Source organism: Acidobacteriota bacterium (assembly GCA_012517875.1).
Classification (GTDB): domain Bacteria; phylum Acidobacteriota; class JAAYUB01; order JAAYUB01; family JAAYUB01; genus JAAYUB01.
Genome location: JAAYUB010000021.1, coordinates 62,075 through 75,106, shown reverse-complemented (window position 1 = coordinate 75,106; position 13,032 = coordinate 62,075). Strand labels below are relative to the sequence as shown.

The 13,032-nt window shown below is 66.3% G+C and carries 12 protein-coding genes and 1 tRNA gene; 3 read left to right on the top strand and 10 right to left on the bottom strand.

What is annotated here, in order from left to right:
• Positions 1-139: 139 nt before the first annotated feature.
• Positions 140-1,207, bottom strand: a complete 1,068-nt coding sequence (locus tag GX414_02945; GenBank protein NLI46045.1) for an adenosine deaminase — start codon at positions 1,205-1,207, stop codon at positions 140-142.
• Positions 1,204-2,184 (bottom strand): GntR family transcriptional regulator, encoded by a 981-nt coding sequence (locus GX414_02940; GenBank protein NLI46044.1) that lies wholly within the window; start codon positions 2,182-2,184, stop codon positions 1,204-1,206. Before GX414_02940 ends, GX414_02945 begins: the two co-directional genes overlap by 4 nt.
• Before the next feature lie 132 nt (positions 2,185-2,316).
• Here GX414_02940 and GX414_02935 point away from each other — a divergent pair.
• Positions 2,317-2,412: transfer RNA gene (locus GX414_02935), tRNA-Ser, on the top strand.
• A gap of 236 nt (positions 2,413-2,648) precedes the next feature.
• Here GX414_02935 and GX414_02930 read toward each other — a convergent pair.
• Both GX414_02930 and GX414_02925 read right to left on the bottom strand, forming a co-directional pair.
• Positions 2,649-3,488: a hypothetical protein gene (locus tag GX414_02930; protein NLI46043.1), complete on the bottom strand. Its 840-nt coding sequence runs from the start codon at positions 3,486-3,488 to the stop codon at positions 2,649-2,651.
• The gene (locus GX414_02925; GenBank protein ID NLI46042.1) at positions 3,469-4,062 is read right to left on the bottom strand and encodes a nitroreductase; all 594 of its coding nucleotides are present in this window, start codon (positions 4,060-4,062) and stop codon (positions 3,469-3,471) included. Before GX414_02925 ends, GX414_02930 begins: the two co-directional genes overlap by 20 nt.
• A gap of 88 nt (positions 4,063-4,150) precedes the next feature.
• On the opposite strand from GX414_02925, the gene GX414_02920 reads away from it, so the two are divergent.
• Both GX414_02920 and GX414_02915 read left to right on the top strand, forming a co-directional pair.
• Positions 4,151-4,453, top strand: a complete 303-nt coding sequence (locus GX414_02920; GenBank protein NLI46041.1) for a hypothetical protein — start codon at positions 4,151-4,153, stop codon at positions 4,451-4,453.
• A 57-nt stretch (positions 4,454-4,510) separates the two neighbouring features.
• The gene (locus tag GX414_02915) at positions 4,511-5,485 is read left to right on the top strand and encodes an aminopeptidase (protein NLI46040.1); all 975 of its coding nucleotides are present in this window, start codon (positions 4,511-4,513) and stop codon (positions 5,483-5,485) included.
• Positions 5,486-5,521: 36 nt separating this feature from the next.
• On the opposite strand, the gene GX414_02910 is transcribed toward GX414_02915, so the two are convergent.
• From GX414_02910 to GX414_02885, 6 genes are all read right to left on the bottom strand, one after another.
• Positions 5,522-6,793: a tyrosine--tRNA ligase gene (locus GX414_02910; protein ID NLI46039.1), complete on the bottom strand. Its 1,272-nt coding sequence runs from the start codon at positions 6,791-6,793 to the stop codon at positions 5,522-5,524.
• 142 nt (positions 6,794-6,935) lie between these two features.
• Positions 6,936-8,063 (bottom strand): SPFH domain-containing protein, encoded by a 1,128-nt coding sequence (locus GX414_02905; protein NLI46038.1) that lies wholly within the window; start codon positions 8,061-8,063, stop codon positions 6,936-6,938.
• A gap of 29 nt (positions 8,064-8,092) precedes the next feature.
• Positions 8,093-8,617: a hypothetical protein gene (locus tag GX414_02900; protein ID NLI46037.1), complete on the bottom strand. Its 525-nt coding sequence runs from the start codon at positions 8,615-8,617 to the stop codon at positions 8,093-8,095.
• 78 nt (positions 8,618-8,695) lie between these two features.
• Complete coding sequence (locus GX414_02895) at positions 8,696-9,985, bottom strand: glucose-1-phosphate adenylyltransferase (protein ID NLI46036.1); 1,290 nt, start codon at positions 9,983-9,985, stop codon at positions 8,696-8,698.
• Between the two features lie 133 nt (positions 9,986-10,118).
• On the bottom strand, positions 10,119-11,282 hold the full coding sequence (ribB, locus tag GX414_02890) for a 3,4-dihydroxy-2-butanone-4-phosphate synthase (GenBank protein ID NLI46035.1): 1,164 nt from the start codon (positions 11,280-11,282) through the stop codon (positions 10,119-10,121).
• A 99-nt stretch (positions 11,283-11,381) separates the two neighbouring features.
• A complete protein-coding gene (locus tag GX414_02885; GenBank protein NLI46034.1) occupies positions 11,382-12,908 on the bottom strand; it encodes a hypothetical protein in 1,527 nt (508 codons plus the stop codon).
• Positions 12,909-13,032: the final 124 nt, after the last annotated feature.

The following is a 13,032-nucleotide window of genomic DNA, read 5'->3' as shown; positions in this document are numbered from 1 at the left end:
CGGGTCGACCTGGATCAGTCCGTCTCCCTGGCGACCGCATCCTTTCTCCATCCAACTCGGTTTCGCAGGATTTCTGCTTGATGCAGTCCGTTGTTTCGCCGACGGATCCTTGGTCAACCGCGCATGGATCAGGTCCGGTTCATCGGACTGGATTGACCCCGCGCCCCCCGCGCGAACGAGAGTCCAGATTGAAGAATTCCGCGAACTGTCGCTGCGCGCGCTCCGGCAGAAGGGGATTGGCCGTCTGCCACCCGGCCAGGCGCTCGGCCAGATTGGCATCCGGAATCAACTCCGCCACCAGTTCGTATTCCCGCACCAGATCCGTTTGAAACAGAGCCGGGTCGTCGGTGGCCACGGTCAGCGGCACGCCCCACGCGTACATCGTCCGGAGCGGGTGCGCCGCCAGGTCCGGGACCACTCCCGTGGCCCGGTTGCTCGTGGGGCAGACGTCGATCACCGCGCCGAGCGCCGTCACCAGTTCGGCCACGCGCTCCGACCGCCCGGCAGGCAGGCCGTGGCCGATCCGGTGTGGCCGGGCCGCCCGCAGATCCCGCAGCATGCTCTCGGCCGAGCCGGTCTCGCCCGTGTGCAAGGAGATGCGGAGACCGCGTTCCCGCGCCGCCTGAAATGCCGGCGTCAGCGGCTCAAGCGGCGCTGCGGTCTCGTCGCCGCCCACGCCGATGCCGACGACACCCCGGCTCTGGTGGCGGCACGCCAGTTCCAGCGTGCGATGGAAGTATTCCTCGGGGAACTGCCGCACGTTGTCCAGCACCACGCCCCAGCTGATCCCCCGCGCCCGCCCCTCGTCGGCGGCGGTCTCCAGGATGGCCGCCAGCGCCCGGTCGGGATCCAGACCGTACTTCATGCACGCGGCGGGCGTGTGGAAAAATTCGCAATGGACCACCCCGTCGCGCTGCAGCCGGCCGAAAAACGCGGCGGTGATGTCGCGGAAGTCGTCCTCACTGTGGATCGCTTGAATGACGGCCTTGTAGGCGTCGAGGAACCCGTGAAAATCGCTGAAGGCCAGCTCCGCGCAGATCGATTCCGGCGGGCGCTCCGCCCACGGAAGGCCATGACGGCGGTGGAGCATCTGCAACAGCGACGCGTCCACGCTCCCCTCGAGGTGGACGTGGGTTTCCGCCTTCGGTGCGGCCCGCCAGTCGACGACCGGTGCCCGTCCCGGATCGCCGGCTTCCCGCCCGGTCATGACGCCTCCCCGGACGCGGCGTCCTCGAAGAGCTGGAGGATGCGCAGCGTCTCGATGAACTCACCGGAGATGAAATCCTGGAAGGTGCGGAGATCCACACCGGCGGGGGTGATGCGGCGCACCGCCTCCCAGCACAGCGGCGAGGTGAACACGATGTCCGACTCGCGGGCGATCCGCTCCAGCAGTGCGGTGTTGTCGACCGGGGCGATGAGAAACTGCTTGTCGGTGGCCGGCCGGAAGATCTTGGCAAAGACGTCGAACGAGGTGTGGAGGGTGCGCATGTCGCGGACCACCACGCCCACGTTCCGCTCGCGCATCACCTGGGCGATCTCGCCGAAGACGCCGGGATTGATCTTGATCTCCAGCAGCCGCTTCCCCAGCGCGGCGGCCAAAGGGCGCACCGCGGCGATGTGCCAGGAGGTGGTGAGCACATACGGCACGGCGCGGATGGCGGTGTTGGCGGGCGCCAGCTCCCGTTCCAGATTCTCGAGGAGCACCGGATGAATGACGATGTCCAGCCGGCGCTGGAGCTCGGCGGTGAACACTTCGATTTCCTCGGCGTCGTCCACCACAGCGCAGCGCAGCGGATGGAGCCCGACGCCGGTGGTGTAGCGCAGCAGCAGGTGGGCGAACTGCTCGTGGGGCACGCCGAGCAGGTGGGATTTCTCCAGCGTCGTCTTGATGAGGTTCATGATCGCCCCGCGGCGGCGCTGGGTGAAATCCTCGCCGGCGAGCTTGCGGACAAAAACCCCCTTGCTGCGCACCATCTGGACGTAGCCCTCGACCTGCAGGGCGCGGTAGATCTTGAGGATGGTCTTGGGATTGACCGCGGCCAGCTCCGCCAGCTCCCGCACCGACGGCAGCGGATCGCCCTCCTGGATCTTGCCGGTGTAGAGCGACGAGATGATCTGGTTCTTGATCTGCTCCTGGAGGGGCATGCCGCAGTCGGCGACGATCCGGAAACTCACCCGCTGCATGGATTCACCTCCCGCGCGCGCCGTGGAGCTCCGACCGACTGGGGCCACCTTTGGGGTGGACGTCCGGAGCGGGGTTTGCTATACTCGGCGTCCCGCTTTCGGGCGGTCGGTCTTTGGATGGTCCCCATCCGCGGAGGAGTACCGAAGTGGTCGTAACGGGGTCGACGCGAAATCGACTTGCCCCGGCAAAACCGGGGCACGTGGGTTCGAATCCCACCTCCTCCGCCATTTTTTCTCCCGTCTCCGTCATCTCCACCCACCCCGGCACCATTCGCGTCCATACTCGCAATCCGTAATCGTAATCGGGGCTCGAGGCTTGAGGCTTGAGCCTCGATTACGATCACGATCACGATTACAAATTACGATCACGATTACGAGTACGTCTCACGACTTCGACTCACCTTGCTCCCCTGATCTCCTATCTCCTATCTCTGTTCACCGTTCACTGTTCACTGCTCACCAACTCACCGACTGTTTTCCAGCACCTCCTTGCCCGACGGGAGGGACGCGTCGAGGAACTCGCGGTAGGAGATCCGGCGGTAGTCAGCCGGAACCTGGAAGGCCGCGGCATCTCCCGCCCACTCGCTGACCTCGGTCACCTTCTTTCCACTCATCGTCCGGCCGGCGCGGTAATCCACCGACTGAAGCTCCAGCCCCTGCAGAAACAGCGTACCCAGCGCCTCCTGGATCGCCTGCTCGCGCGCGTTGCGCGCCGCGCTCCGGAGCTCCCGCTCGAAGATGGCCGTCACCGCGTGGAAGCGCGCCACCACTTGCCGGAGCCTTTCGGCAGGAAAGTAGTCCCCCGGACGGATCGCCTCGTCGAGCCAATATTCGCCCTCCAGGCTGTCGCCGAGCCAGAGCTTAAAGTGACGTGCCGGGCGCCCCCCTACCCGCTCGCGCCCCACCTCCTCCAGCCGTGCCGGCGGCGCCGGGGCTGCGGAGACGGGCGGCTCCGGCTGCGGGCCGTACGTGTCCCGGACCCGCGCCGCCAGCCGGGTGATTTCGCGCTCCATTTCCGCCAGCATGGCGTCCACCGGACCGCCGCACCAGGTCTGTCCTTCGCGATCCATCAGCACCAGCCGGTCGTCCCGCAAATCGATGATGACCGCGGCGGTCTCGGCCTCCTCCTTCCATCGCCCGTCAAACCAATAGATCCGGCTCGTATCGCGGGTCTCGACGCCGGCGCCGCCGGCTCTGGTCTCCAGACGGAAGGTCAGGCCCGCCTTGTCGGCGGCCGCGGCGGGGACAGCGGCAACCAGCACGGCCAGTCCCCAGGCCAGTAATCTAATCGGTTTCAGGTTCATGGTAGGGATCTCCAAATTGGTTCACCGACGCAATCTCGGCCAGGGGCTTGCGCCGGCGCTCCACCTCCACCGGCTCGTCCATCCGGACGCCGCCCGCGGGGTAGCCGATGACGATGAGAGCCAGGATCTGGTGGCTGGCGGGCACCGCCAACAGCTCTCGCACCCGGCCCTCGGAGAACCAGCCGATCCAGCAGCTGCCCAGGCCCAAGGCGGTGGCCATGAGGCAGATGTGCTCGCCCACGATGCCGATGTCAAGGCGATGGCAGTCGCGATCGATCCACCCCGCCGCCTGGTGGATCAGCGGGTGCGGCCGGGCGCACAGCACCAGCACCAGCGGCGCGGTGTCCATCCACTTGTTGACGCGTGTGCCCACCGGCGCGGCGGTGGCCAGCTCCCCGATCAGCTCCGACCGGTCCACGGCCACGACGTGCCACGGCTGCAGGTTGCACGACGACGGCGCCCACTGAGCGGCCTTGAGCAGCAACGCCACTTTCTCCGGCTCCACGGGCCGGGTGTCGTACCCGCGCACACTGCGGCGGCAGCGCATCAGACGGCTGAGATCTACGGCATTCATGCGGACGCCCCCGTTGGCTTGAGTCATCCAATGTGCCATTATATAATAGCGGTCCAGACGGCGCCAAAACCTATCCCGGGAGCAACCCATGAGCCAGCCGCCCGATCACACCATCGAGGTGCAGTGCCCGCACTGCCAGTCCCGCCTCACCGTGGACCGCGAGACGGGCGAGGTGCTGCTGTCGAAAAAGCACGAAAAGCGGGAGGTTGAATCGTTCGACTCGGCGATGGCAAACGCCCGGGACTGGGACCGCCGCAAGGAGAACCTCTTCGAGCAGGCCTTCGAGCAGGAAAAGAAGCGCAAGGACATGCTCGAGAAAAAATTCCGCGAGGCGCAGAAGCAGACCGAAGGGGATGACACCCCGCCGCCGAAACCCTTCGATTTCGACTGACGCCCGGTCGCCTGCGCCGGCCGCCCCGTCGCCCCGACATTCTCACTTGGAGGAACCATGGCCCCCAGAACCGGACTGAGCCGATCCGCCCTCATCGCCCTGCGGGACTGCCTGCTGCTGAATCCGGACGAACGCGTGCTGATCCTGACCGACCCCACGTGCCACCGCATCGGGATGGCCCTGCTCACGGCCGCCCGGAAGATCGGCGCCTACGCCGTGTACACCGAGATGCCGGCCATGGAACGCAACGGCCAGGAGCCGCCGCCGGCGCTGGCCGAACTGATGAAGGGCTTCCCGGCCGTGGTGGCCGCCACCAGCAAGTCGCTCACCCACACCGATGCCCGCCGCGAGGCGTGTCGCGCCGGAGCGCGGGTGGCCACCATGCCGGGCATTCTGGAAGAGACCATGATCCGGTGCCTGGCCGCCGACTACTACGCCATCGCCGAGCGAACCGAGCGGGTCACCCGGCTGCTCAACGACGGCCACCGGGTGCGCGTAACCACCGCCGCGGGAACTGACCTGTCGTTTTCCATCGAGGGGGTGAACGCGATCTCCTCCACCGGACTCATCCACCAGCCGGGCGCCTTCGGCAATCTGCCGTCGGGCGAGTCGTACATGCGCCCGCTCGAAGGGACCGCCGCGGGCGTCGTGGTGGTGGACGGCTCCATGGCCGGCGTGGGCAACCTGCTGGCCATGGGCGAGACCATCCAGATCGCCGTGAATGGTGGTATCGCCACCACCATCACCGGTCGCGAGGCCGCACGCAAGCTCGACGGACTGCTCCGCGCCGTGGGTCCCGATGCCTACACCGTCGCCGAGTTCGGCGTGGGCACCAACGACGCCGCACGGATCATCGGCAACATCCTGGAAGATGAGAAGGTGATGGGCACGATCCACATCGCCTTCGGCAACAACGTCTCCATGGGCGGCATGGTCAACGTCCCCATCCATCTGGACGGCATCATCCAGTCGCCCACCGTGGAGCTGGACGGCCGGCTCCTGATGGACAATGGCAGGCTGTTGCTGGATTGATCGGGCGCTGTCGCGCGCCCCGGCTCCGGCTGCCGCCTACTCCGCAACGAGGCGGTGAAAGCGCTTTTTGCCCAGCTTGATGACGACGGCGCCGTCCGTCAGGTCCGCCTCGCCGAGGCGACGGGCGGCGCTCTCCACCTTCCGGTCGTTGACGGTCACCCCCCCTTGGCTGACGAGGCGGCGGGCCTCGCCCTTGGACGGCACGAGCCCGGTCTCGACGAGCGCCTGGACGATGTCCAGACCGTCGATGAAACGCTGCCGGGGCAGCGTCGTTGACGGGATGATGTCGGCGGCCTCGACCCGAATGCCGGCGACAGACGACGAGGTGGCCACGCACCCCTCCGGGTCGGCCGAGCCGAACTGGCCCACCGCCGACAGGTAGGCCTGACGGGCCTTCTCCGGCCCGTGGGCCAGCGCGGTCGCCTCGTAGGCGAGAATCTCCTTGGCCCGGTTCAGCAGCGGCGGCTGCAGCGCCCCGAGGCGCCGCACCTCGTCCATGGGCAGCAGGGTGAACAGGCCGAGAAAGCGCGTCACATCGGCGTCCTCGGTGTTGCGCCAAAACTGGTAGAAATCGAACACCGGGGTCCGCGCCTCCGCCAGCCACACGGCGCCGGCGACGGTCTTGCCGAACTTCTCGCCGCTGGCGTTCATGAGCAGCGGGAACGTCAGGCCGTACGCCTGCCGGTTGAGCATCCGCCGGCACAGGTCGGTCCCGGCCACAATGTTCCCCCACTGGTCCTGCCCGCCCATCTGGACGAGGCAGTCGTGGTCGCGCATGAGCACGTAGAAGTCGTACGCCTGCAGGAGCTGGTAGTTGAACTCGAGGAAGGTGAGGCCCGTTTCGAGCCGGATCCGGTACGACTCGGCGGTAAGCATCCGGTTCACGCTGAAGTGGCGGCCGACGTCGCGCAGGAATTCGATGTAGTTGAGCGGAAGCAGCCAGTCGGCATTGTTCAGCATACATGCCCGGCCCGCGTCAAACGAGATGAAATGGGCCAGCTGCCGCTGCATGGCGTCGCCGTTGGCGCGGATCCGCTCCAGCGTCATCATCTGGCGCAGCTCGCACTTGCCGCTCGGGTCACCCACCATGCACGTGCCGGCGCCGATGAGAACGATGGGGCGGTGTCCGGCGCGCTGCATGTGCACCAGGGCCATGATGGGCACCAGACTGCCCACATGGAGGCTGTCCGCGGTGGGGTCAAAGCCGATGTAGCCGGTGACGGAGCGCCCCTGTCCGAACAGCTCCCGCAGGGCCGGCTCGTCGGTGCACTGGTAGATGAAGCCCCGCTCTTCCAGGATATCGTACAGGTTCTGCGCGCTCATGATGTTCCTCTCCGCACGTCAATGGCCGATTATTATACCAATCGGCGGACCGAAGCGCGCACGGAAATAATTCGAGGCCGCCTCCGGGGGCGGCCTCGATGTTCACAGTCCGGTTCCGTCGGGCGGATCAGGCCAGCGGCTTGCCGCAGCCGGAGCAGAACTTCGCCCCGCCCGGGTTTTCGAAGCCGCAGGCGCATTTGACCGGCGCGGCGGCCAGGGGCGCGCCGCATGCCGAGCAGAACTTGCCGCCCGGCGGGTTGTCCGCCTTGCACTTGGGGCACGGATTCAGGCTGACCGACTGGCCGCAGGCGGAACAGAACTTCGCCCCCGGCGCCACAGCCGCTGCCTTGCAGTGCGGGCACACAGCCGCCGCAGCGCCTTGGGCGGCGCCTGCCGCCTGCCCGGCGGCCATCGCCTGAGAGATCATCCCGGGCATCATCATGCCGAACCCGGCGCCCATGCCGAGGCCCATGCCGGCGCCGGCGCCACCTTCACCGCCGCCCTGCTCGGCGGCCTTTTCCATCGCCTTGGCGGCCTTGAACTGCATGAAGCGGCCCATGTCGCCCACCGCGCCCATGCCGGCCCGCTCGTCGATCATCTTCTGCACTTCTTCGGGCGGCGTGATGGCGGTGATGAAAAAGTCCACCAGCTCGATGCCGTACTTGCTGAAATCGTCGGTGATGCGCGACTTGCAGGCGACGCCCAGTTCGTCATAGATGCTCGGCAAGTCGAAGATGCTTTCGAGGTTCTCGCCCAGGACGTCGTTGAGGCGGGCGACGATGAAGTCGCGGAAGTAATCCTCGATCCCCTCGGTGGTGACCACACCCCGCGTCCCCACCACCTCGGCCACGAACACCCGCGGGTCGCGCACCTTGCACGAGTACTTGCCGAAGGCGCGCAGCCGGACCATGGCCAGTTCCTTGTCACGGAACACGATGGGCTCCTTCGTCCCCCACTTGAAATCGAGGAAGGTCTGCAGGCTGACGAAGTAGACCTGGGCTCGGAACGGCGAGGTCCCGCCAAACGGCTTGCCGATGAGCCCGCCGAGCAGCGGGATGTTCTGGGTGGTCAGGGTGTGGCGCCCGGTGAGGAAGGTGTCCAGCGCCTTGCCGTCGCGGAAGAAGACGGCGGCTTGGTTCTCCTGCACAATGAGCTGGGCGCCCAGCTTGATGTCGGCCGAGCCGCCGCTCTCGGGCCAGCGGTGGACGAACTCCTTGCCGGTGTTGTCGAAATACTGAATGATTTCAAGCGCCATGTGGATATCCCTCTACGGTTCGGATTCGGTCACTCACCGGCCAGGCCGCGAATGGAATTCTCGCGGTCGTTCCACCGGCTGTCCAAGGCTTCGAGCCGGTCTCGGCAGCCGTCCAGCACCGCTTGAAATGCGTCGGCGTCCTTGGCCAGGCCGCGCAGCGTGGCCAGCTCGGCCACCAGTTCTTCCACGTCCTGGAGGGCCGCCTGGTCGAAGGCGTAGAGCTGGTCCAGTTCGGCCTCCCGGACCTTGACGGCGTCGAAGAAGCCGCTGTAACCGTGGCTGGCGTAGCGGATCTTGCTTTCCACCTGGTCCAGCAGATTGCTCACCGGCGTCACCCCGCCCAGTAGCTTGACCTTGCCGGCATCGGTCACCGCCCGGGTCGCCTTGCGGAGGCTTTTTTTCCCCTCCATCAGCCGCTGGCTGATAAACTGCCGCAGCAAGTGGTCGGTTTCCCGGCGGTATTCCTTCTCCAGGTAACCTTTGAAGCCGGGAATTTTCAGCAGGATGTTCTCGAGCCAGTTGCGCTGGCTGCCGCTCTTCTCTCGTGGATCCATGGACATCTCCTTGTTAAAGATCACGGCATCTGTTTGCCGCGGAGGTCTTTGATAGCAGCCGGCGTCCGCGCCGGCGGCTCAGATCACGGTGTTGTCCGGCAACATGGTGTTCTTCGGGATGATCACGATCCCGTCGCACACCACATACTGGTCGGTCTCGAAGTTCTGCGCGTTGTCCTTGTTGAGGATCTGGACGTTGTTGCCGATGCGGACGTTCTTGTCCAGGATGGCCCGGCGGATGGTGCAGTAATTGCCGATGCCGATGTCGGGCCGGCCCAGACGGCGGTTTTCGTTGAGCATGGCCGTGTCTTCGAGATAGTCGGCGCCCATGATCATGGAGTCCCGGATCTCGGTGCCGCTCCCCACCCGCGAGCGGATGCCCAGGATGGAATTCCAGACCAGCGCTCCGCTCAGCACGCACCCTTCCGAGACGATGGAGCTGTGGATCTGGCAGCGGAAGATTTTCGAAGACGGCAGGAAGCGGGCGTGTGTGTAGACGGGGTAGGCGGCGTCATAGATCTCGAACTCCGGGTTGGCCTTCGTCAGCTCCAGGTTGGCCTGGTAGAACGATTTGATGGTCCCGATGTCGGACCAGTAGCCGTCGAAGGGATAACCGTAGACGTTCAGGTTCTTGATGGCGTGGGGGATGATGTCTTTGCCGAAGTCGTTGAACCGCTCGATGCGGAGCAGCTCGGCCAGCACGTCGGTGTTGAACAGGTAGATGCCCATGGAAGCCAGGTACGGTTTGGCGTTGAGCACCGCGTGGTACTTCTCGGGGATCGCCGCGATCTCCTCCGCCGTGAGGCGCAGCGGCGCCGCCCGATCCAGAGGCGGCTTCTCGACGAAGTCCACGATGCGGGTGTTCCGGTCCACCTTCATGATGCCGAAGCCGGGCACGTCCGCCTCGGGCACGGGGATCATGGCCACGGTGACGTCGGCGCCCTTCTCCTGGTGGAAGCGGAAAAAGTCGCGGTAGTCCATGCGGTAGAGCTGGTCCCCCGAGAGGATGAGGAGGTGGCTGGTGTGGCCCGTGTCAAAATGCCGGAAGCACTTGCGCACGGCATCGGCCGTCCCCTGGAACCAGTCGCGCGACTCGTGGGTCTGCTCGGCGGCCAGGATGTCCACGAAGCCGTCGGTGAACATGTCGAAATGGTAGGTCTGGGCGATGTGCCGGTTGAGCGACTCGGAGTTGAACTGGGTCAGAACAAAGATCCGCCGGATGTCCGAGTTGAGGCAGTTGCTGATGGGGATGTCGATGAGGCGGTACTTGCCGGCTAGAGGGACGGCGGGCTTGGAGCGGTCCTTGGTCAGCGGGTACAACCGGGCGCCTTGGCCGCCGCCCAGGATGATGGCACTCAGGTTCTTCATGCACGCCCTCTCGGTAGCGGTGCCCTCATTATAAGCGGAAAAACTGGTCACGACGCAAGGGAAATGCTGTTTTCTTCAGGGGATATCCCACCGATCGCCGGGCGGGGCAGCGGCGCAACCGCAGCGCGGGCCGTCAGGATCGCAGGCGGGGGTCCTCCGCCGCCGGGTCGAGCTGGTCCACGTCCGCCTGCGCCACGATTTCCAGGCCGTAGCCGTGCAGCGCCGTGAACCGGCGCGGATGGCTGGTGAGGAGGATGATGCGATCCAGTCCCAGCGAGCTGAGGATCTGGGCCCCGATGCCATAACTCTTCTGGTCGTCCTGCTGGTACAGCTCCGCGCCGTAGGAGTAGCCGGGGCCGTGCGCGCCGACGCGGCAGGCGCGGATCTCCTGCAGCAGGCGCGGCTCATCCTGCCCCACCCGCAGGTAGAGCACCACGCCCCGCCCCCGGGCCTGGATGAACTGCAGGCATTTGCGCAGGTAGGCGCCGGACGGGTTGTGGCGCGACAGGAACACGTCGCCCGGGACCGACTCGGCATGTACCCGCACATGGACCGGCTCGCCGCCCCGGACGTCCCCCATGACCATGGCCAGGTGCTGGCGGTGGTTCAGGCGGTTCTGGAACACCCGGGCGGTGAAGCGGCCGAATTCGGTGTCCAGCTCGGCGTTTTCGACCTCGGTGACAAACTGCTCCGTGCGGAGCCGGTACTGGATCAGGTCGGCGATGCTGACGATCCTGAGCTGAAAGCGCGCAGCGAACTCGCGCAGTTGGGGCAGGCGGGCCATGGTCCCGTCCGGGTTCATGATCTCGCAGATCACACCGGCCGGGTAGAGTCCGGCGATCCGGGCCAGGTCCACGGCCGCCTCGGTCTGGCCGGCGCGCTCCAGCACTCCGCCCGGGCGGGCCCGCAAGGGGAACACGTGGCCCGGCCGGGCCAGGTCGCACGGCCGCGTGGCGGGATCGATGGCGGCGCGGATGGTGGTGGCCCGGTCGGCGGCGGAGATGCCGGTGGTCACCTGGCGTTTGGCCTCGATGGACACGGTGAACGCCGTCCCGAAGTTCGACGTGTTCTCCGTGACCATGAGCGGAATCTGCAACTCCTCCAGGCGCTCGACGGTGAGCGGCAGGCAGATGAGTCCGCGGCCGTGCATGGCCATGAAATTGACGGCTTCGGGGGTCACCCGTTCCGCGGCCAGGGTCAGGTCGCCCTCGTTCTCCCGGTCCTCGTCGTCGATGACGATGACCATCCGCCCGGCGCGGATGTCCTCGATGGCTTCTTCGATGCGGTCCAGTGTCACCGGCTGACGTCCTCCCGTACCCGAATCCGCTCAATTGTAATACAGTTGCCCGCCGATTGGAACCGGCCAGCCGCGCGGGCGCGTCCGCTGACGGACGGGTCACTCGCCGGTTGTATCCCCCGACGCGGTGTCTTCCAGGTCGGCCGGGTTTTCGATCCCCTTTCCCAGCGCCCGGGTCAGCACCGTGATGCCCAGCAGGAACAGGAACGTGGACACGTGGATGCAGATGGCCCACCCGGCATGTTCCGCCAGATGCTCGCGCATGCCGGGCAGAAAATCGTACTCCTCGAGGTAGATGACGTTCCAGTGGCCGTCGAGGACGGGGTACGCGTCGAGGAAAAATCCGCGGCCCCGATGCGTCTGATGGAAGCGGTCCGGCGCGTCCAGCGGCAGCCGTGACAGGGTGGTGTCCCCCCAGATCACCCGGCCGTTCCGGTCCGCCAGCAACACCCGCCCCCGCTCGGGCAGCAGCGCCTGGTTCCGGACGAACTCCTCGACGACGGGTCGGGCGCCGCACCGGAGCATGAGCCAGCCGGCCTCCCGGCCGTCGGCCAGGAAAATCCGCTCCCCCATGGTGAACCACGGCTCCGCCGAATCCGTGAACAGCCGGGTCACTCCGAACGTATCCCGTGCCCAACCGTCCAGCCCCTGCTCCGAACCCACATAGAAGGCGGTCCGGCTGCGGAAATCGGCGTCGTCGCGGGAGACGAATTCCAGATTCCGGATCCCGTCGTGGGACTTAAGGACCAGGAGCAGCAGCTCGTCGATCGCATCCCGGTTCTCCGGGATCATCCGGATCCGCCAGGCGCAGAGCCGCTGAACCTGGCGCAGCTCGTCGAGCTGCGCCTGGATCTTCATGCCGTGCACCTTGTTCCAGTAGGTCCGGTTGCGGATCCACTGGGTGCGCGCCGCTTCACGGTGCTGGAACCACGCCTGGTACGCCAGCACCGCGTGGACCGGCAGCGGCAGCAGGCACAGCACCAGCGCCCCCACGACAAGCCAGTTGCTCTGGAAAACCAGCGTCCGGCGGCTCCAGAGGCCCCAACGGTTCTCGATCAGGACGCCCATGCGACGCGCCTCGGGCGGGATGAACTGGAAGATGAGCTCGCCCGGAAACACGAGCAGGATGGCGAAGTAGAGACTGGTGGACAGCAGCAGTTCCCACCCTGGCGCCTCCACCCACTGCAGGAAGTACACCCGCCGGAACACCGCGTAGAACAGCCCGTTCACCAGGGGCACCAGCAGCAGGCCGGCGGCGCCGTACGCCAGCAGTGCCCGCACGTCCAGGCGGCGCATCCGGGCGAAGCAGCGGTCCCGAACGATCGGCACCACCGTGCCGTTGATCATGTGCACCGCCAGCGAGGCCAGGTACAGCGCGGCCGAGTGCTCCCCCGGCCGGATGAGGTAGGCCGCCGTGACGGCGATGAACGGGCTGACGACGCCGCCCCAGATACCGAACAGGATGCCTCCGAGGATCACCAGCACGTAGCTCGGGTCGATGAGCACGGGGAATGAGCCGAGGAACACCCGGACCGGGCCGATGAGCACCCCCGGAAACAGGAGCACGGCCCAGAACAGGCTCACGGCCAGAATCTTCCAGCTGAACTCATCCGACGTCAGAGTCATCCGAGCTTCCGCCGCGGGACGTTGATGGAAATACCTTTCCAAATTACCAAAACGGCCCCGCGTTGCAAAGAAAAAACATCTGTGCTACCATCGCACCACAAGTGCTACCCCCACGGACTTTTGC

Coding starts and splice junctions, on each gene's coding strand:
- GX414_02885 (NLI46034.1), bottom strand. CDS start 12,908: ATGACTCTGACGTCGGATGAGTTCAGCTGGAAGATTCTGGCCGTGAGC.
- GX414_02925 (NLI46042.1), bottom strand. CDS start 4,062: ATGAATGCCGTAGATCTCAGCCGTCTGATGCGCTGCCGCCGCAGTGTG.
- GX414_02905 (NLI46038.1), bottom strand. CDS start 8,063: ATGGCGCTTGAAATCATTCAGTATTTCGACAACACCGGCAAGGAGTTC.
- GX414_02900 (NLI46037.1), bottom strand. CDS start 8,617: ATGGATCCACGAGAGAAGAGCGGCAGCCAGCGCAACTGGCTCGAGAAC.
- GX414_02945 (NLI46045.1), bottom strand. CDS start 1,207: ATGACCGGGCGGGAAGCCGGCGATCCGGGACGGGCACCGGTCGTCGAC.
- GX414_02930 (NLI46043.1), bottom strand. CDS start 3,488: ATGAACCTGAAACCGATTAGATTACTGGCCTGGGGACTGGCCGTGCTG.
- GX414_02915 (NLI46040.1), top strand. CDS start 4,511: ATGGCCCCCAGAACCGGACTGAGCCGATCCGCCCTCATCGCCCTGCGG.
- GX414_02940 (NLI46044.1), bottom strand. CDS start 2,184: ATGCAGCGGGTGAGTTTCCGGATCGTCGCCGACTGCGGCATGCCCCTC.
- GX414_02920 (NLI46041.1), top strand. CDS start 4,151: ATGAGCCAGCCGCCCGATCACACCATCGAGGTGCAGTGCCCGCACTGC.
- GX414_02895 (NLI46036.1), bottom strand. CDS start 9,985: ATGAAGAACCTGAGTGCCATCATCCTGGGCGGCGGCCAAGGCGCCCGG.